General features: G+C 42.3%; 12 protein-coding genes and 1 tRNA gene. 5 read left to right on the forward strand and 8 right to left on the reverse strand.

Going from position 1 to position 20,005, the window contains the following annotated elements:
* Positions 1 to 582: 582 nt before the first annotated feature.
* The 6 genes from SIO70_RS13630 to treZ all read right to left on the reverse strand — a co-directional run bounded on the left by SIO70_RS13630 (position 583) and on the right by treZ (position 9,457).
* Positions 583 to 1,533, reverse strand: coding sequence for a hypothetical protein (locus SIO70_RS13630; RefSeq protein WP_320581407.1), 951 nt, complete (start codon positions 1,531 to 1,533; stop codon positions 583 to 585).
* Between the two features lie 517 nt (positions 1,534 to 2,050).
* Positions 2,051 to 2,857: a hypothetical protein gene (locus tag SIO70_RS13635; protein ID WP_320581408.1), complete on the reverse strand. Its 807-nt coding sequence runs from the start codon at positions 2,855 to 2,857 to the stop codon at positions 2,051 to 2,053.
* 1 nt (position 2,858) lies between these two features.
* On the reverse strand, positions 2,859 to 4,241 hold the full coding sequence (gene dgt, locus SIO70_RS13640) for a dGTP triphosphohydrolase (protein WP_320581409.1): 1,383 nt from the start codon (positions 4,239 to 4,241) through the stop codon (positions 2,859 to 2,861).
* A gap of 356 nt (positions 4,242 to 4,597) precedes the next feature.
* Positions 4,598 to 4,681, reverse strand: a tRNA-Leu gene (locus tag SIO70_RS13645).
* Positions 4,682 to 4,743: 62 nt separating this feature from the next.
* Positions 4,744 to 7,650 (reverse strand): malto-oligosyltrehalose synthase, encoded by a 2,907-nt coding sequence (locus tag SIO70_RS13650; RefSeq protein WP_320581410.1) that lies wholly within the window; start codon positions 7,648 to 7,650, stop codon positions 4,744 to 4,746.
* The gene (gene treZ, locus SIO70_RS13655) at positions 7,637 to 9,457 is read right to left on the reverse strand and encodes a malto-oligosyltrehalose trehalohydrolase (RefSeq protein WP_320581411.1); all 1,821 of its coding nucleotides are present in this window, start codon (positions 9,455 to 9,457) and stop codon (positions 7,637 to 7,639) included. Before treZ ends, SIO70_RS13650 begins: the two co-directional genes overlap by 14 nt.
* 113 nt (positions 9,458 to 9,570) lie before the next feature.
* On the opposite strand from treZ, the gene SIO70_RS13660 reads away from it, so the two are divergent.
* Positions 9,571 to 11,310, forward strand: coding sequence for an alpha-glucosidase (locus SIO70_RS13660; protein WP_320581412.1), 1,740 nt, complete (start codon positions 9,571 to 9,573; stop codon positions 11,308 to 11,310).
* A gap of 383 nt (positions 11,311 to 11,693) precedes the next feature.
* On the opposite strand, the gene SIO70_RS13665 is transcribed toward SIO70_RS13660, so the two are convergent.
* Positions 11,694 to 12,194, reverse strand: a complete 501-nt coding sequence (locus SIO70_RS13665; RefSeq protein ID WP_320581413.1) for a GNAT family N-acetyltransferase — start codon at positions 12,192 to 12,194, stop codon at positions 11,694 to 11,696.
* 117 nt (positions 12,195 to 12,311) lie between these two features.
* Here SIO70_RS13665 and SIO70_RS13670 point away from each other — a divergent pair, with 117 nt between their 5' ends.
* Together SIO70_RS13670 and SIO70_RS13675 are read left to right on the forward strand one after the other, a co-directional pair.
* Positions 12,312 to 14,564, forward strand: coding sequence for a GH92 family glycosyl hydrolase (locus tag SIO70_RS13670; RefSeq protein WP_320581414.1), 2,253 nt, complete (start codon positions 12,312 to 12,314; stop codon positions 14,562 to 14,564).
* Positions 14,565 to 14,622: 58 nt separating this feature from the next.
* Complete coding sequence (locus SIO70_RS13675) at positions 14,623 to 15,132, forward strand: YdeI/OmpD-associated family protein (protein WP_320581415.1); 510 nt, start codon at positions 14,623 to 14,625, stop codon at positions 15,130 to 15,132.
* A gap of 145 nt (positions 15,133 to 15,277) precedes the next feature.
* Here the strand turns inward: SIO70_RS13675 and SIO70_RS13680 are convergent, their stop codons facing one another.
* Positions 15,278 to 16,264 carry an ion channel gene (locus SIO70_RS13680; RefSeq protein WP_320581416.1) on the reverse strand — a complete coding sequence of 329 codons (987 nt, stop codon included), beginning with the start codon at positions 16,262 to 16,264 and terminating at the stop codon, positions 15,278 to 15,280.
* Positions 16,265 to 16,322: 58 nt separating this feature from the next.
* On the opposite strand from SIO70_RS13680, the gene SIO70_RS13685 reads away from it, so the two are divergent.
* Positions 16,323 to 17,156, forward strand: coding sequence for a S1 RNA-binding domain-containing protein (locus tag SIO70_RS13685; RefSeq protein ID WP_320581417.1), 834 nt, complete (start codon positions 16,323 to 16,325; stop codon positions 17,154 to 17,156).
* 389 nt (positions 17,157 to 17,545) lie between these two features.
* The gene (locus tag SIO70_RS13690) at positions 17,546 to 19,972 is read left to right on the forward strand and encodes a cellulase family glycosylhydrolase (protein ID WP_320581418.1); all 2,427 of its coding nucleotides are present in this window, start codon (positions 17,546 to 17,548) and stop codon (positions 19,970 to 19,972) included.
* The last annotated feature ends 33 nt before the right edge of the window (positions 19,973 to 20,005 follow it).

The following is a 20,005-nucleotide window of genomic DNA, read 5'->3' on the forward strand; positions in this document are numbered from 1 at the left end:
TTTTAAAATAGCTTGAGCTGCTAATCAATCTTCCCAAATTTCATCGCTATAATCCCTCCGGGACCATTGAAACACTTATCTTTCAGGATGATATTGATAATGACACACTGAATATAGAAGTGAGTCTCAGAAAGGAATTAAATGTATTGGGTTATGAATTGCAAAGCAGCGAATTTTCAGTTTTCGCCCAAGAATTTGACTTGATCCATAGTTCAGGAGAGGGGAGTTGGGTGTGGAATAAGACAATAACGCCGGAGATACTATCCCCGGCGTTAGCCAAGTGCCCAGAACTGGAACGTTCGTGGGTTATGATTATCAATTAGTTGCGGATATTGTATGTCGAATGCTTGTCAAAGAGTTAGAACTCACAGAAAAATGGTCAGTTTTGGAAACTTCCTTACTTTTTCTACCTATCGAAGTAAATATAAGTAATTAAGCTATATTAATAGTAAATGGGTTCTAATCCCTTCTTTACCTCTAAATAAACTACCGCTCAGGTTGTTGAGTTGAAGAGAGGCTAAATGAAGCCGACATTTACATTCTTATAACAAGGTCTGGATGTTCGCAGCTTATGGAGCTGCATTATTCTTTTGTATGGTATGACTGCATCTCTGAAAATTTAAATTGTAGCTTTCTGTTATCAGTTACCGGATAATTACATCCAAATTCGAAAGGTATAATTTGGTAAACTTTCTGCTTCCCATTTGAAAAATTGTAAATCGCTGCCGGCATCAGTTCTAAGCATAGCGTACGTTTGTTGTTATGAATACGCCTTTGAACATCGGTGAAGGGTAAAAATATCTGAAACACTTGGTTAGCAAACCTTAAAACAAGTGTGTATTCTGGATATTCTTCCTGTTTTGTATGTAAACGATTTGCCTGATATAACTCCGCTGAAGGACTCGGCCAGTACATACCATTGAGTGTTGTCATAAATCCATATCTGACATAGTCCAGATCTTCGTGTTCTGATAAGAGCCATTGATAAATATGCGAACAATGACTGTCAAAGTCTTTAGGTAATAAGGACCTTCCGATTTTAACTAGCGCTTTGTAAATTTTAGTCGGAATATAAGGAGGATATCTGAAAAGAATGCTCAGCATATGGTTGTCTTTATCAATTATTAAATCCTTATCTAGACCTACGTATAATTTACGATTACTTTCATCATGGTAGCTAATCCTGGTAACCGAACCGTTATTTCCGCCAATGGATCTGGATTGAAAAGTAGGAACTTTATTTTTGCTCCTAATCCCTAGTATGGTCATAAAAGGACGAATGAATGTAGCTAAATGTGACTCATAATCACTAAATATATCGTTGCATTTATCGCATTCCTCACAGGTATGCACCTGGTTTTTGCCAAGCAATTCTGGTAATAGGGGGATTTCCGAAAAGACTGTTTGTGTAGAATCTCCCTTGCAGAATCGGCAATAATTTTTTTTATCACATTTTTTTTCTGTTAAATATGCAGACGTATTTAACAAGCTATATTTTTTCCAGAAGATGGTGGCATCAGAGCCTTGTCTCATATGACCTATTTATACGAATATAAAAATTCAAGACGTGATTTATTGAAAAGCATTATGGTTATTGGTGGCCGTTGTATTTTAGCTTTCGTCCCTAAGTTATGATAGTAACAAGTAACTTTTTACAGAACCATCATTCTTCTGCATTAACACAGTGTCTAAAACGGAGGTCATTGGTCCACCCATAACGTAGCATACCGGCTTTTCGTCAATTTTGGTGATAAAAGACACTTTATAAGTTTAATCAAAATTCAATATCAGCCTGCGTCTTAATAGATCGAAACTACGTCTTCCGTACATCTGACGTTTAACTGTTGTAAGCTTATTAATTTGTCCCTAAACCTGAACGTTGATCCATTTCAACAAAACGGCAGTTTTGGACTGCAGTGAAGCCCATTAGAAACTGGGGCATGATCCTTAATCAGTTCTTTACTATATTTGGGAGTTGGGTACGAATTTAGCTAGTTAAAATCCTCGATTTTCCAAGTTTACATACTTCATGAAATAGTTCCTAATTTTTTTAAAAAAGTGTTTGTTGCGTATCATTTTTATCATCTTGTTTCTTTTGATCTGGATAATTATATACTTCATTGATTAGAAATTCAATTGATGCCTTTGATAACAGGTCTTGATATTTTTTATATTTATCCAAAGTTTGCAGTAATTTGGGTAATGGATTAGAATTTACCTGAGCTAAATAGTTTAATTGTTCAATCATATAATTTCTTAATTGTGGAGAATATGACAAACCATACTTAGCTCGGAGGTAAAAAGCACGTAATACGTTTGCCTCTCTTGTTGGATTTAGCTTCTTATATTTTGAATTCTTTTTTAGAATATCTAACTCTTTGTTAATTGCGCAGCTGTTGTAATATTTAAAACTGCTTTTAAGTTTATGAAGATCGAGTACTAATGAGTCAAAATTAAAGAATGTTCCTTGAGCTATTTTTTCAATGTGATTAATTTTTATATTTTTAATAAGATCTTCCTTAAAAGCCCAATTATCGTCAATACTCCAAACATCAATAGCTATTTTTTCTAATTTTATTTTATATCCCCCCAAGCGGTTTTCGTCAAAGTCAGTGAAACAGGCTTTTATAACATCGTCTAGTTCGCCTTTACTCATACCTATAATCATATCTAGATCTCGTGGCGTATCTTCATTAATAACATTGCGGAGAAATCCGCCAACAATATATATATTGTTGAAAAGACTTACTTCATAGATAAATTTGTTTAAAGAAGGATTCTCCTTGCGAGTTTTTTCAAACTGCGCAAGGAAAAGCTTAATAAATTCATTCTTTTGTTGACTTTCTTTTAAAATCATTTTATAATATGATGCCCTTCAATCTTTGATAGTATTTTAATGCATACGAGTCTGTCATTCCGCTTATGAAGTCAATTATAAGTTGAAATTTTCTATATTCTTGATTGGTTCCTGAATAAATATTTGTATGGTTCTCAAACATATTTCTTAAACTAATAGAAATCATGTTATATAGTCTTGATTCATAACTATTACCATTAGCACAAAATTTTTTGTTCAATGAAGCTGGGACGAAAATTTTCAATAACCCTTGAAGCACTTCCCAACCAGCTAATTCCGCTTGTATAATTCCTTTATGTTTAAATACTAAATTAGATAATTCTTGATACCCTTTTCTAATGTTTTTAGCTGCGCAATTTGATATTAATTCTGTTTTATAGTTACCATTCATGATTGTGGAATAGCCGTTTAAAAACTCATTAATAGTCTCTTGAATCATTATTCCTTGTGTGAATATCCTAAATTTATTAACGGTTAAATTTAACCTGTCGGGACCTGCATGCTTAAATTCGCCATAAATATTTTTTAATTCAGCAAGGGTCTTTTCTTCTAAGCCAGTTCCTCCTTTTAATACATTCTCAAATATTTCATAGATTTTCTCAAAATCTAAAGTTCCTAGTTTTACACCATCTTCTATATCAGCAGCTGAATAGGCAATATCATCGGCTGCTTCGAGTAAGTAGACAACGGGGTGTCTTTCATTCTGTAAACCAAGTTTATCGTTGATGTATTTGTAGTCTAATTCTTCAGTAGTAAAATAGCCAAATTTTTTGTCTGCAATATTACCAGTACTTTTTCCTTTATTACCATGGATAGAACTCCTTGGATATTTAATGATACTTGCTAAAGTCGGCAAAGTAAGGTTATAGCTAAAATCATCTCCTAAGTACTGAAGCTTTCGTAAAATTCTTAGTGTTTGAACATTTCCATCGAATTTTAAAAAATCTTCCTTTTCTTGAGAAGTCCAATTCTCATTCAAGGTAGTGTTCGAGAAAAAAGCATCAAAAAAATGTCTTATTGCAGATTCCCCAAAGTGTCCGAAAGGTGGATTGCCTAAGTCATGAACTAAGCCAGCTACCGCTAATAGCGAGGGAATTTGACCTGATAAGTCAGCGCTTAATTCTTTCTTCTCCACTAGTGCTTTTTCTACACTTTTTCCTAGAGATCTAGCTATAGAAGATACTTCCAGGGAATGAGTGAGACGCGTTCTTATAAAATCACTTTCATGCAAAGGGAAAACTTGGGTTTTATCCTGTAAGCGTCGAATAAATGAGCTAGAAATAATTCGGCTATAGTCATTTTCAAAATGATCTCTACCGTCAAATGATTTAAGGGGACTTCTCGGCCTGAAGGTCTCATTTAAAAGAAGTTGATTCCAATTCATAATTCGATAATAATTTAAGTATGAAACAACAAAGAACTTTTAATTAAAAGTTATGTAAGGTAAGAAATATCAATAATTATAAGTATAAATGGGGCGTTTACGCTGGTGGCATAAAGGTTTGCCGTCATACATTGTATTCAATAAGAAAGGACAGTTAGTTTTTTGATCTTCTCATTAGAGCTCTTTTTCGAAAAAAATCTTTGATGCTCCCTACATAGTGAAGGTAAGTTATAGGTAGTATTTTGCTTGTCAATTATGTGTCAATAATAGTGGTAGAATGCGTTAAAACCTATGAATTATTGACAAGCAGAAATTAAAAATGGCCCTGTAAATCAATTGATTACAGAGCCATTTTGTGCCCAGAACTGGATTCGAACCAGCACACCCTTGCGAGCGCTGCGACCTGAACACAGTGCGTCTACCAATTTCGCCATCTGGGCAACTGATTCCGTGTTAAGGGATTGCAAAAGTACGCACTTTTTCTTTTCCTCCAAATTTTTCCTTAGCTATTTTCTGGAATTAACATCGCTACTGGAAAGTTTTTTAACGCTACTTCCGCTCCTATACTGCCTTTTACCTCAATTACTTCCTCCGAAAAAATATTTTTCCAACGCTCCGGTGCACCCGTAGGTAATAAGATCGAAGCAACTACCGGTTGTAAATCGGGGAGGGGAATAATCACAATCACCCATTCCTGCCGGTATACTCTCGCAAATGCCAACACATTTGACCCACTACTTTGCAATGGCAGATAATCACCTTCTAAAAAGAGGTTGGGAAAATCCTTCCTGCAATGCAACGCTTTGTAAGTGAGAAAAAGTTTCTCTGCACCCTGTTTACGATGACTCCCCAAATAGTCAAACAATGCCGGACCAGAAAGGTCTTTTAATGATTTTAAAAGGTCAAAGCGTATTCCATAATCCACCGGCCGGCGGTTATCAGGGTCTACATAGCTGTAATCCCATAACTCTGTACCCTGATAGGTATCCGGAATTCCAGGGGCTGTTAGCTTCACCAGTGTTTGTGCCAGTGAACTGGTATATGCATAGCTATCCAGCTTTGCTATAAAGGGCACCAGGGTATCTAAAAAGCGTTTATTTTGCAATATTCTGGAAATGAACTCAGTCGCGTTCCGTTCATACTCCTCATCCGGCGAAGCCCAGCTTGAATTTACTTTTCCCTCCCTGAGGGCTTTGATTACATATTGTTGCAGCCGTTCAACAGAAATCCCATCTGAATACCCACTGATAATGCTCTGATAAATAAAATACTCGTCATTCAATAGCGGTGCCGGCTGATTGATTTCCCGCCATTGCCCAATCAGGTCCTTCCATTCGTCTACAAACAAACTCAACATATTCAACCTGATCCGCCCATCTTCCCCTCGTTTGGTATCATGCGTAGTTGTCGTATTTAATGAATGCGGCGTCTGCTGCTGACGGAAAATCATTAATTGATGGAAATTGACAGGCGCAGCAACCGGGCTATCACCCACTTCGTTATGCGACAGCAAGGCATTGTACACATAAAAAGTCGTATCCTCCACACCTTTTGCCGTTAATGGCCCCGTAAACTGCATCAACCGCATTAAAAACGGCAACTTATTTTGCTCCCACCATTGTTCCAATAATAATATCGCCGATTCTGCCGATCTGTTCAATGTACGCATGCGCGCAAATGTAAAAGCTACCTGCTCTGAAAGGGATGCATCTCCCTGACCTGCATCGGAGCCATACCCTGATCCATACCCTGAAATAGCCCCCGAGCCATAACCTGATCCATAACCCGAACCAGCGCCAAAACCAGCAAAACCACCACCCGTACCACCACTTGAACCTGCACCACTACCTGACCCAAACCCACCGCCAAATCCAAACCCACTACCCGAACTGCCTCCCGAACCACCACTTGACCCAAACCCACCGCCAAATCCAAACCCACCACCCGAACTACCACCCGATCCACCACTCGACCCAAACCCACCACCAAAACCAAACCCTCCACCTGCGCCTGAACCAGCACCACTCCCCGAACCGCCACCAAACCCATAACCACTATCCGGCCTCAAATACAACCTATACACCGGCAAACAAATCATAAACAACCCAATCGCCTCCTTCAATAAATCCCTGTTAACCCGCGCATCCGCCAATTTTAGCGAATAACACAACCGAACAAGATTATCCCATTCCCCACCCATATATCGCTCCAAAATCAGCCTCTTTTTCTCCAAAACCAGCTTATCATATTCTCCCGGTACCAGCGTCTGATAAAATTGCTGCAGCGCCAACACCCCCTCCCGGTTACTCAACAAATGATTCGTAAATGAAAGAAACTCATACCCCGTCGTCCCCTGCAATGCCCATTCCCTCGGCAAACTCTCCCGCTCCTGTAATATCTTCTCCGCTATCATATAGCATTTACTCCCAAATAACTGTTGCAATTTGTCTATATACCCCCCAGGATCCTGCAATCCATCTATATGATCAATCCTCAACCCCTGCACCAGATTCTCCCTATACAAACGATGCAGAAATGTATGATACTCATTAAACACTTCGGGCGTCTCCATCCTCAACGTAATCAACTCATTCACTGTAAAGAACCGCCTGTAATTGATTGCCTTATCTGCATCCCCCCAATACGTCAGCTGATAATATTGTTTCCCTAAAATTTTAGCCAATAGCCCCAGGTTATTATTCACCTTATCCATCAATGCCTGCAACATCGAAAGATCCCGTACCTCCGCCATCAATGCCAGCTTCTGATTGCTCCAGTCATCAAGTGAGGTTCCCGCAGTAGCCCGCTGATACAATGATGAAAACAACTTAATCAACGGCATTGCATCACTGTCAGCAAGCTGCTCACTCATCAGATCATACGCCGTCACCGACAACGGAAACACCTGTTCAAAATACTTCACTGTAAACCCTGCCGAAGATACCCCCAACTTTATCTCCCCATCACGAATACAATCCTCTAAAGGCTTTCCCAAAAAAGGTGTCATCAGCTTGCCCGCAAAATCAGGATGATGCCAGTCAATATCAAAATAAGCGTAGTAAGGAGAAAGCGGCCCCCGCTCCATTACATCATACAATCGCGTATTCTCTGCATGAAAAGCCATGTGATTCGGCACTATATCCTGCAGCCAGGTCATATCATGCTCCCGCAAAAGCACATGAATTTCTCGTAACTCATCTATCGTTCCGATAGCCGGATTGATACAATGCGGATTCGTCACATCATATCCATGCTCACTCCCCGGCGCCGCTTTGAAGATAGGCGACGCATAGATAGTCGAGATACCCAGTGCATGCAAATACGGTATGATTTCTTTCAATTGCTTAAATGTAAACCCTGCATGAAACTGAATACGATATGTAGCGGTTGGCGGATTATAAGATCTCATAAATTATAGCTGAGTATGGTTGTAAAGTAATAGCAATACCCTCCTTCACTTCATCCGGCGCCGTAGGCCCAGGCCCCTGCCAGATAGCGACAGAAGAATCAAACTTTTTATGTAACAAATGAGGACGATTATGCACAAACACCGCCTGCTCTTCACTGCAATTAAACAGTAACAACAAACGGTCATCATTGCCCGCACGTTCTACCGATAATATAACATCTCCGGGTTGCGGCATGTTCACCCATATATTATCTCTATCTGTATTCAACAACGCTCTTCTCGTCTTTCTCAACGCTATCAGATAACGATAATATTCTAATAACGGTCCCGGCGCCGGCCACGAAAGAATGGACTGCGAAAATGTATGGTCCGACTGTGGATCAGGTACATCGCCCGCCCATGAAAAGGCTTTAAATTCATTTTTACGCCCCTCACTCACCGCCCTGGAAAGATCTTCATCCCCATGATCCGTGAAATACAAAAATGGCCGCTTCTCCCCATATTCCTCTCCCATAAACAACATCGGCGTATGCGGAGATAACAATAACATCGCTGCCGCCAGTTTATTCGCCTCCAATGGTAATTGTGATGCCAACCGGTCTCCTGACATTCTGTTACCTATCTGATCATGATTTTGTGTAAACACAATAAACCTGTCGTAAGGTATCGCCTGTGGCATCACCCCAAACTTTCGCTTTCTATGTGGTGAATATTGCCCCGTATACACATAACTATCTCTCCATGCTTTCGCCAGCGAAGGCAATCCGTCAAAATCTTCATAATACCCATCCTTCTCTTTCGTCAGCACCACATGCAGCGCATGATGAAACTCATCTACCCATTGTCCATGCATACCATATCCACATTGATCTGTTGGCATGATATACCTTGGATTGTTGAAATCTATTTCTGCTATAAGAATTTTCTTCCTGCCTGTGGCATGCGACAATGCTGTCACCGCCTCACCCAGTTCTTCTGTAAAATGCTTCGCACTGCTATCCCAGATGGCATGCACCGCATCCAGCCGCAATCCATCTATATGAAACTCTTCCAGCCACATCAGCGCATTGCGGATGTAATACGCCCTCACCGCATCTGAATAGTGATCATCAAAGTTGATCGCTGCACCCCACGGTGTTCTGTATTTCTCCGTATACCATGGACCAAAATCTGAAAAGTACGCTCCCTCCGGCCCCAGATGATTATATACTACATCAAGTATCACTGCAATCCCATATTGATGTGCAACGTTTACCAGCGCTTTCAGTTCATTCGGTGTACCATAGGTATTATGCACTGCATAAGGATATACACCATCATACCCCCAGTTACGATGACCGGGGAACTGAGCAATGGGCATGATCTCGATGGCATTTATCCCCAATGAGCGGAGATAACTGAGCTTTGAAAGCACACCCTTGAAATTCTGCAACGGTGTGAAAGTTCCTACATGCAATTCGTAGATAATCATCTCGTTCAACTCGCGTCCTTTCCACCCTTCGTCAGACCATTTGAAATTGTCCTCTACCAGTGCTGACGGCCCATGTACACCTTCAGGCTGATAACGCGATGCAGGGTCAGGACGTTTCAACTGCCCATCCAGTATATAGTTGTAAGTCATACCAGGTGTAACCGAAGGCACCACTACCTGCCAATAGCCATCGTCATCCCGTTGCATGGGGATCGTGGCGGACTCCGGTGTTATCACTGACAATGCAACAGATTCTCTGAAGGGCGCCCAAACACTAAATAATCCGGCTCCATTGTCAAGAATAGTAGATCCGGTAAATGTATATGTAGTTCTCAATGAAGTCAGTTTTAACAACTTACTGAAAATAATATGCCAGTGGGTTTACGATGTTATATTTCTACAGTATGACCGGCTTAAAAATTGCACCTTCACCAGGAAAAATAATTCCTATGTGGTGGAAAGAAAGTATCATTTACCAAATATATCCCCGTAGCTTTAAAGACAGTAACAATGACGGAATTGGCGATCTGGCGGGTATTATATCGAAACTGGATTATCTTGAAAGCCTGGGTATAGACACCGTATGGCTCAACCCGATTTTCGGCTCTCCCAACGATGACAATGGTTATGATATCAGCAACTATTATGATATCATGAAAGAGTATGGCACCATGCAGGAGTTCGATACCTTATTGCAAGGACTGCATCAACGAAAAATAAAATTGCTGCTGGACCTGGTTGTGAATCATACCAGTGATGAACATCCATGGTTCAAAGAAGCCCGCCTGTCAAGAGAAAATCGTTATTACAACTACTATCACTGGTGGCCCGCTGAAAAAGGGAAACCACCTTTCAGGTTCAGTCATTTTGATCCAACAGGCCAGGCATGGACTTACAACAAAGCGACTGATAGCTATTACCTTCATTACTTCTCTGCAAAAATGCCGGACCTGAACTGGGAAAATCCACAGGTGCGAAAAGAAGTATACGATATTATGCGCTTCTGGATCAAAAAAGGGGTAGATGGTTTCCGACTGGATGCTATTTGCTACATTAGTAAAGATACCGCCTGGCCGGAGATCAGGACCCACGACTGGGGCGCGTATTACGCACATGGACCTCATCTGCATGACTACCTGCAGGAGATGAATAAGGAAGTGCTCGAAGGTACTGATATCACTACCCTCGCCGAAGCTGCAGGAATCACGATTGACGAGGCTTTACACTTTGTTGAAGAAAACAGGAAAGAACTCCACATGCTCTACCATTTTGAAGGCATGCACCTGGGTTATCTCAAAGATGCCTACAAACGTCCTGATCCAAAAGGTATTGACCTTGTAGCACTGAAAAGCCTCTACACAAGCTGGGATAGCATTTACGAAACAGGTGGATGGGGTACTATTTATCTTACCAATCATGACCAGCCAAGAATGGTGAGCCGCTGGGGGAGCGATATCGAAACATATAGAGAGATCTCTGCGAAAATGCTGATTACTTTTTTGCTCACTATGCGCGCTACGCCCATTTTTTACAACGGCGATGAGATTGGCATGACGAATATCCGCTTTGAATCTATCGATGACTATAAGGATATCGATACCATCAATATGTACAAATACCTGCAAAGCAAAGGGGAGGATACCACCCGCTTTTTACTGGATCAGCAAATGGCGGCCAGGGATAACAGTCGTACACCTTTTCAGTGGGATGATAGTAAATACGCAGGCTTTACTAATGGCACGCCGTGGATCAAAGTAAATGACAATTATACCTTCATTAATGAAGCTGCGCAGGAAAAAGACGAACGGTCTATACTACAGTTTTTTAAACAGGTCGTCCTGCTGCGCAAACACCAGCCGGTATTGGTTTACGGGAAATATCAGTTGTATGATGCGGAGCATCCACAGGTATATACGTATACGCGTACGCTGGACAAGACAATGTTTTTAATGGTGCTTAATTTTTCAAAAGAAACCATTGTCTACAAGCTGCCATTCCTGATGGAAACGGATATAGAACCTTTAGTCAATAATATGCTGACTTTTGAACTGGAAGGAGGGAACTTAACCCTGGCGCCTTATCAGGCGCTGATATTCGGACCTTTGCCACCAGTAATGCCTACTGCCGCTGCCGTGGAGGTTAAAGCAACAGTATTGCCATTGGAAGAATCAGGAGAGCTGGCTGTTTAAAGCAAATCCGATGAATGATAGCCATTCAAAAGATCTGCTGTTAAAAGCAAATCCGATGAATGATAGCCATTCAAAAGATCTGCTATTAAAAGCAAATCCGATGGATGCATAGCTATTCAAAAGATCTGCTATTAAAAGCAAATCCGATGGATGCATAGCTATTCAAAAGATCTGCTATTAAAAGCAAATCTAATGGATGTATAGCTATTCAAAAGATCTGCTATTAAAAGCAAATCCGATGAATGAATAGCCATTCAAAAGATCTGCTATTAAAAGCAAATCCAATGAATGCATAGCCATTCAAAAGATCTGCTATTAAAAGCAAATCCAATGAATGCACAACCATTCAATGAATCCGCTATTTAACAAACCCAATATGCACACTATTTAAACAAACTCAATGGATGCTCAATCCCCGCCAACATAACCGTTTCAGAAAATTTCAACCCTAATTTCGCCAACAACGCCAGTGAATTCTTATTATCCGCTCTCGCTATTGCCACAATATGTGGCAACTGCAGCGTATTATATCCATAATCCATCACCGCTTTCGTAGCCTCGTACGCGTATCCCTGTCCCATATATTCCGGCAGCAACGCAAAACCAACATCTACATATTCCAACCCATCTCTTTTTATTAATCCACTCATCCCAATGGGCACTCCACTATCTTTCATCGCTACCAAATACAATCCAAACCCTCTCAACGCATAACTTGCCAACGGGCCATTGGTCAGGTATTGCTGGGCATCCGCCACTGTCTGAATATTCCTGTCACCCAAAAACTGGATCCAGGTAGGAGAATTGAGCAACGAACAGATAAATTGAGCGTCGTCAATAGTAAACTTGCGTACAATCAGTCGGGCTGTTTCGCAGATTAACATATTTTGCTGATTATTTTATTATTTTTGGCAATAGTCACGTTTTGAAAGCTATTTGCCAACTTATTTTATAAACAGGTCTAAATTTAATGTGAATTGAAGAAGAATTGCACAGTTTCAATGTTATTTTCAACTTTTTTACTGGTATCCAGCCTGTTGCCACTGGCAGGTCATGCACAGGATAAACCACTTACTCAATACGTTAATCCCTATATCGGCTCGCGTGGCCATGGACACGTGTTCGTTGGTGCAAACGTGCCTTACGGCGCCGTGCAGCTCGGACCCAGCCAAACCATGCAGACCTGGGATCAGTTCAATGGATGGGATTGGTGCAGTGGCTACAATTACATCAGTGAAGATATTCTTGGATTTACGCATACCCACCTGAGTGGTACCGGTATCGGAGATCTCAATGACCTGATGATCGTGCCTGCCAGCGGTCACCTGGAATTACAACCCGCTCACCGCCTGGATATGAACACCGGTTATGGCTCCAATTTCAAAAAAGCCAGCGAAGTGGTAAAACCAGGTTACTACGCTGTATACCTCGACAAATACAAGGTAAAGGCGGAGCTGACAGCTACTACCAGAGTAGGTTTTCACCATTATCATTATGATAATACTGATAGTGCTCACCTGCTGATAGACCTGGAATTTGCCATGTGTTGGGATGCTCCGGTAGAGACAACTATTAAAAAAATAAATGATACCACTTTTGTAGGTTATCGCTTCTCCAAAGGATGGGCCAATGATCAACGCCTGTTCTTCGCGATCAAAACATCTCAGCCTATCACACAGTTAAATCTTTACGACCTTAATAACGGAGTAGCCGGTGGTGCCGTAAAAGGTAAAGGTGTAAAGGCCGTGATGTATTTTGATGCAGCTAAAAATGCTGACATTTACCTGAAAGTAGGTATTTCTCCGGTGAGTGAAGAGAATGCACTGGGCAACATCGCTGCCGAAATACCAGGATGGAACTTTGAACAGGTAAAAGCAGCTGCTGATCTGGCATGGAATAAAGATCTGAACAAGATCGATTTCTCTGCAGATGATGCAACGAAAACAACCTTCTATACTGCCCTGTACCACAGCCATTTCTTCCCTTCTGTGTTCAACGATCACAATGGCGATTACCGTGGCACCGATAAAAAAGTGTACACCAACCAGAAATTCACAAATTACACCGGCATGTCTCTGTGGGATACCTATCGCGGTCTGCATCCTTTGATGTCTGTGATCGATCCTTCACTGGTAAAAGATATAGTGCACTCCATGCTGATGATTTACCAACAGCAGGGACGCCTGCCGGTATGGCCACTGGAAGGTTGCGAAACTGATTGTATGATTGGTAATCCTGCTATTCCGATTATTGCTGATGCTTACCAGAAAGGCCTGATCGATCCTGCGGACGTAGCACTGGCATATGAAGCTGTGAGGAACACTGCCATGAGAAAAGTAAGCGGCTTACAGTTTGTACAGGAATTGAAATACATTCCTGCGGATAGTATGACGATTGAATCTGTAGCCTGGGGCCTGGAATATGCGATCGCTGATTTCGGTGTGGCACAGATGGCAAAGAAACTGGGTAAAACAAAAGACGCTGCATACTTCACCAAAAGAGCGGGTTTGTATAAGCAATACTGGGACGCTTCAGAAGGGCATTTTGTAGGTAGACTGGCAAATGGTAGCTTTAAAAGACCATTTGATCCGCTGGAAGCAAAACATCGTTCAAATGACTTCTGCGAGGGTAATGGCTGGCAATATACCTGGCTGGTACCACAGGATGCAAAAGGGCTCGTAAACCTGTTTGGTGAAAAGAAATTTCAAACTACACTGGATTCTTTCTTTAATATGTCTTCTTCCCTGGGACAAGGTAGCTCTCCTGATATATCTGGTATGATTGGCCAGTATGCACAGGGTAATGAGCCTAGTCATCACGTAAGCTACCTGTATGCAGCGGTCGGTAGCCCCTGGAGAACTGCGGAAATTGTGAGAGAGGTAATGACGAAATATTATACCAATGCGCCTGATGGATTGTGTGGTAATGAAGATGCAGGGCAGATGAGTGCATGGTATGTATTGTCTGCAATGGGCTTCTATCCGATGAACCCAATGAACGGTACATTTGTATTTGGTTCTCCATTGATGGATGAAGCCGTGATTAAATTAGCTGGGAATAAGAAATTTGATATTGTGGTAAAAGACAATAGTAAAGAGAACAAGTATATCCAGAAAGTAGTGCTGAATGGTATAAACTATAATAAGTCTTTCTTCCTGTATAAGGATGTAATGAAAGGTGGTAAGATGGAAATTTATATGGGCAGCAAACCTTCCGCTACATTCGGTGTGAAGAAAACTGACCGAGCAATATAACCTGATTTTAAAAAACGGTTTTGCCGTGAGGCAAAACCGTTTTTTTTATATTTACGGCATGATAAAATTCAAAGCCACTATCAAAAAGTTCGAACAAATGGGGGAGAAGACCGGCTGGTCGTATATCGAAATCCCCATTGAGTTGTCAGAAAAACTGAAGCCCGGGTACAAGCAGTCCTTCAGGGTAAAAGGCAAGCTCGATAAATTTGAGATAGCAGGTATCGCGTTGATACCTATGGGTGAGGGACATTTTATCATGGCGATGAATGCCGATCTGAGAAAAGGTGTGGGCAAGCGCGCAGGTGCAGAGTTGCAGGTTCAGATCCAGGTAGATGATAATCCTGATCCGGTGAGTTCTCCTGAATTTATGGAATGCTTGTCAGATGAACCGGATGCCTTGGCCTTTTTTAATACACTCCCTAAGGGCCATAGGAATTATTTTATGAAATGGATTGAAAGTGCCAAAACCCCGGGTACAAAAGCAAAAAGAATTGCGATGGCAGTGACCGGGCTCGCAAGAAAAATGGGGTACGCTGAAATGATCAGGGCGAATAAAAATGTTAGCTAACTGCACTGACTGGCAATGCATCAAGCCCTCTCAACTACCACCACTCACTGGCATATCCACCAAATCCTTTAGCTAACCGCTCTCACGGTCAATGCATCAAGCCCTCTCAACTACCACCACTCACGGGCATATCCATCAAATCTTATCAGCTCACCGCACTCACTGCCATCCTCCCCCCATTTACGTCCACTTCCACCGTATCATGTATCTTTTGCATCTCCAATACCGTCCCCTTCTCCGTCTCCCTATACATAGGCACAAACTTATGATTATACTTTATCTCCTGAAAAGTATACGAAGTCCTTTGCTGCACCACATTTGAATAAATATCATTAAACCCTTTGATCAACACATACAATTCCAGATCCGCCACCTTAATATCTTCCGCTGTGAACCCTAACAACGGGCTTTGATCATCTATCACATGCACCACCGTCCAGTTCATCGGCAAACTTTGGATCTTATGCCTTTCCAGCGGTAACTCATAATACCGATACGTTTGTTTCCCCTCCTCATGTATCCGCATGGCCGCATTTACCTGCACCGTCACGTCAGTAAGCGTATGCCCATCTTTATAACAGGCAAACCTGAACATCAATGCATTACCACCCTTGAAAGGGGTAATAAGCGCATGATTACTAAATGCCAGATGCGCCTTTGGCCGGGCAAAACGTCCATAGATCAACCCCGTCACCACTGCAAATGAGAGAAACCCACTCATCGCCTCAATTGAAGCCAGAAAATTAGCCCCGTCACCTACCGGGTTGACACGGCCATACCCCACTGTCGTAAATGTTTCTGTACTGAAATAATAGACTTCCCTGAATATCCCCCACGCATTATGTGAACTAATCCCCTGTAACTCCGCTGCCCCAATCAGCAGGTAAATACCTGTATAAATAAGGTTCACCACAATGAAAGCCCCCACTATTACCAGCACAAAAGCCCATATTGGCAGGTTCAGCATAATATGGAAAAGGGAATACCTGTCCCATATACGATTACCCTCTTTCCGGAGGTTGAAACTCCCGTCTTTATTGATAAAACGATCCCCATAACTACTGATCGTAGCGCTGAACCCGGTATCTTCATTTGTTTTCGAGAATGGATTGATATGTTTGAGTAAGGCCATAAACCTGCGTTTGACCACAAATCTACTTACCTTTGCGAATATCCAAATATAATATTACATGTATAAGGTAGGTGAATTTAACCTTTTAAGAGTGAAGAAGGAGAGTGAGTTCGGCTTGTTCCTCGATGGTGTGGAGCAGGAGATACTGATGCCAAAACGTTTTGTACCGGAAGGCGCAAAACGGGGGGATGAGCTCAGGGTGTTTATTTATCATGATTCGGAGAATCGCCTTACAGCCACGAATCAGGAACCTTATGGTATAGTAGGGGATATTGTGAACCTGAAGTGTACAGGAGTGACCGAACAGGGGGCTTTCCTGGATTGGGGACTGATGAAAGACTTGTTTGTACCGGCAAGTAAACAGATGACCAAAATGGTGATCGGACAGGATTACCTGGTCAAAATTTACCTGGATGAGCGTACCGGTAGGGTCGCAGCTACAGAAAAATTAGATCCATTCCTGAGTAATGAGGAGCTGACGGTAAAAGAGCAGGATCCGGTAGAACTAATTATATATAGAAGAACGGATCTGGGGTTTGTATGTATTGTAAATCAGAAACATACAGGACTATTACATTATGGAGATGTGTTTGGAACCGTGGATATCGGAGATAAACTGAAGGGGTTTGTGAAGGCGGTAAAGGAGGAGAATAAGCTGGATGTGTCTGCGGGTGAGATGGGGTATAAGAGAGTAGAGAATGAAGGGGAGAAGATCTTAAGATTACTAAAAGAAAACGACGGCTATCTGCCTTATCATGATAAATCCGATCCGGAGGAGATCTACTCGTTTTTTAGTATGAGTAAAAAAACGTTTAAGATGACAACAGGAAGTCTTTACAAAGCAAGAAAGATTGAGTTTACAAAAACAGGGATCAAGTTAATAGAGGAATAGGATTGCCCTGCGGCAACAAGGCAGTCATCTCTCTTTCGGCTTGCGCCGGGGGGAATATCCTTGTAGATCATTTAGGTGTCATCCCTTATAATCATTTAGGTATTATCCTTGTAGATCATTTAGGTATTATCCTTTTGAATCATTGAGTTATCATCCTTTTGAATCATTTAGGTATTATCCTTCTAAATCATTGAGTTATCATCCTTTATAATCATTGAGTTATTATACTTCTAATTCATTCAAAAAGCCGGATCGACCAACGATCCGGCTTTTTATTATATTAAAGAAATTTCCCTCCTGACTGGTACTATATTCCCTCCCAAACGACTCCTTATCTGACCTAAGCGCTGTACCATTTTTTATTCAAAAAACCATTTAACAAACCCTCTATGATGATCCATTACAAAGACCGGTTGTACGGGCAACTCCGCCGCGTACAGCACTCCTTTCTCGTTATTGTCTGTCTGTTAGCTTGTCTGAAGCTAACACCAGCCACCGCCCAACTTTCCCGCCTCCATGCCGATGGCAAACGAATCGTCAACGCCTCCAACCAGGAAGTGATCCTGAAAGGCGTCGGCCTCGGTGCCTGGCTCCTCCAGGAAGGCTATATGATGAAAGAAGGCGGCGACGGCCCTCAGTGGTCCGTCAAAAAGTACCTCTACGACCAGGGGCAAACCGATGCCCAGGTAGAAGCCTTCTACCAATCCTGGCGTGACAATTTTATCACCAAAGCCGACATCGATTACATCGCCTCCCTCGGTTTTAACTGTGTGCGGCTACCCATGCACTACGAACTCTTTCTCACCACTGCCCAGAGGGCAGAACGCCTGAAAGTGATCCGTGCCAATGCCAGTGCCAGTTCTGTATCCACGTACATCAGTGCACTCACCACATGGTATAACAACAATACCCTGTTTACAGACACGAACACCGAAGGTTTCCGGTTGGCTGATAGTCTGCTGAAATGGACGGCTGCCAACAACATGTACGTCATCCTCGATCTCCACGCCGCCCCTGGCTCACAAGGTCTGGACCACAACATCAACGATGGCTTTGTGGGCAATGACCTGTACAACCAGGCCATCTATGGCAACATGACCGTTCGTTTATGGCAGGCGCTTTCCCGTCATTACATTAATAACGATGGTGTGGCTTTTTATGACCTGATCAATGAACCACACAAGGTACCCAGCAACACAACCGTACATGACATTTTCGAAAGACTGATCAACGCGGTGCGTGCCGAAGGCGATACCCACCTCCTCATGGTAGAAGGGAACGGCTATGGTAATAACTATGGTAGTATGCAGCCGTATACTTTTACCAACCCCACTAACCTTGTGTATAACTCACACCGTTACTGGAATTCCACCGACGTCACTGTAGGTAACAGCGATCCTAACCAGATCTCTGACCTTGCCAATATCGTTGCCTGGAGAAATACGTATAATGTACCGGTATGGGTAGGCGAAACCGGCGAAAACAGCAATGACTGGCTCTCCGCCAATATCGCTGCCATGAATAGTATCGGTGTAGGCTGGTGTCACTGGACTTACAAGCGCCTCACGGCTGGTGAAAATGCTGCACTGCTAAGGCTCACGGGTCCTTCTGTACTGGATGGCGCAGGTAATATGGCTGCTGTGCTGAACAACATCAAATTTGCTAATAATATCAAAAACACAAACACAATTGCCGCTGTAGCTCCCGGACAAGCTGCTAACGGGCCTGTCGGTAAAACGATCTGGCTGAAAGGCTTTAATGGAAAATACGTGAGTTCCAGGGGGGGCAGTGGTGCTATGTGGTGTGATAGTAACTCAGTAGGCACCTATAATAAATTCTACGTAGTGGATGCCGGCAATGGCAAGGTAGCATTGAGGAACAGTGCACTGTTCGTCTCTTCCGAAAACGGTACACAGGCCATGACGTGTAACCGGAATGTATACCAGGGATGGGAAAAGTTCGACTGGATCGTAAATACAGATGGAACGATCTTTTTAAAAGCCAGCAATGGGTTATACGTTTCTTCTGAAAATGGTACACAGGCTATGACCTGCAACCGGCCTACCGCCAGTGGGTGGGAAGCTTTCTCCTGGGGAGAAGTGAGCAGCGCAGCGCCTGTAGGGCTAACGGTGTGGTTACAGGGAAATAACGGTCAGTACGTAAGTTCCAAAGGCAATGTGAATCCGATGTATTGCAATGCCACAGCAGTACAAAGCTGGAACCAGTTTTTAATAGGTGATGGCGGAAATGGCAAAGTGACCCTCAGTAATGGCGGGTATTTTGTTTCTTCTGAAGATGGTACAAAGTCGATGAATTGTAACAGGGCGACAGCGCAGGATTGGGAGAAATTTGACTGGATAGTAAATGATAATGGTACAGTATCATTAAGGAGTAGTAATGCGTTGTATGTTTCTTCTGAAAATGGTGCGGCAGAGATGACTTGTAGCAGAACGTATCCGCAGGGATGGGAACAGTTTAAGTTTGGGATAGTGCCGGTGGCGGCTGCGAGAAAGACGAATGAAGCAGGTGTGGCAAATGAAGAAGATGCAGTCCTGACCCCGCACACTGAAACAGGGTTGCTTGTTTATCCAAACCCTGTCGCAAAAGGTGGTAATCTCAATATTACAGTAAAGGATTACAACAGCAATTTCCCTGTGCAAATAGCCGTCGTAGATGTGAACCAAAAGGTGATCCTGTACAAAAAAACAAACACCGCACGGGTTAGTTTAACCACTGGAAATGTAGCTGCCGGATTGTATGTGGTGATGGTGACCAATGGTAACAAATCCTATACACAAAAAGTACTGATCCAATAATCAATCGTTCAATCATTCAATCATCTAACGGCA

Source organism: Chitinophaga sancti (genome assembly GCF_034087045.1).
GTDB classification, from domain to species: domain Bacteria; phylum Bacteroidota; class Bacteroidia; order Chitinophagales; family Chitinophagaceae; genus Chitinophaga; species Chitinophaga sancti_B.

Excerpts from the sequence above, each read along its gene's own strand:
- SIO70_RS13630 (WP_320581407.1), bottom strand. The coding sequence starts at position 1,533 with ATGAGACAAGGCTCTGATGCCACCATCTTCTGGAAAAAATATAGCTTG.
- SIO70_RS13635 (WP_320581408.1), bottom strand. The coding sequence starts at position 2,857 with ATGATTTTAAAAGAAAGTCAACAAAAGAATGAATTTATTAAGCTTTTC.
- dgt (WP_320581409.1), bottom strand. The coding sequence starts at position 4,241 with ATGAATTGGAATCAACTTCTTTTAAATGAGACCTTCAGGCCGAGAAGT.
- SIO70_RS13650 (WP_320581410.1), bottom strand. The coding sequence starts at position 7,650 with ATGAGATCTTATAATCCGCCAACCGCTACATATCGTATTCAGTTTCAT.
- SIO70_RS13660 (WP_320581412.1), top strand. The coding sequence starts at position 9,571 with ATGTGGTGGAAAGAAAGTATCATTTACCAAATATATCCCCGTAGCTTT.
- SIO70_RS13665 (WP_320581413.1), bottom strand. The coding sequence starts at position 12,194 with ATGTTAATCTGCGAAACAGCCCGACTGATTGTACGCAAGTTTACTATT.
- SIO70_RS13670 (WP_320581414.1), top strand. The coding sequence starts at position 12,312 with ATGTTATTTTCAACTTTTTTACTGGTATCCAGCCTGTTGCCACTGGCA.
- SIO70_RS13675 (WP_320581415.1), top strand. The coding sequence starts at position 14,623 with ATGATAAAATTCAAAGCCACTATCAAAAAGTTCGAACAAATGGGGGAG.
- SIO70_RS13680 (WP_320581416.1), bottom strand. The coding sequence starts at position 16,264 with ATGGCCTTACTCAAACATATCAATCCATTCTCGAAAACAAATGAAGAT.
- SIO70_RS13685 (WP_320581417.1), top strand. The coding sequence starts at position 16,323 with ATGTATAAGGTAGGTGAATTTAACCTTTTAAGAGTGAAGAAGGAGAGT.
- SIO70_RS13690 (WP_320581418.1), top strand. The coding sequence starts at position 17,546 with ATGATGATCCATTACAAAGACCGGTTGTACGGGCAACTCCGCCGCGTA.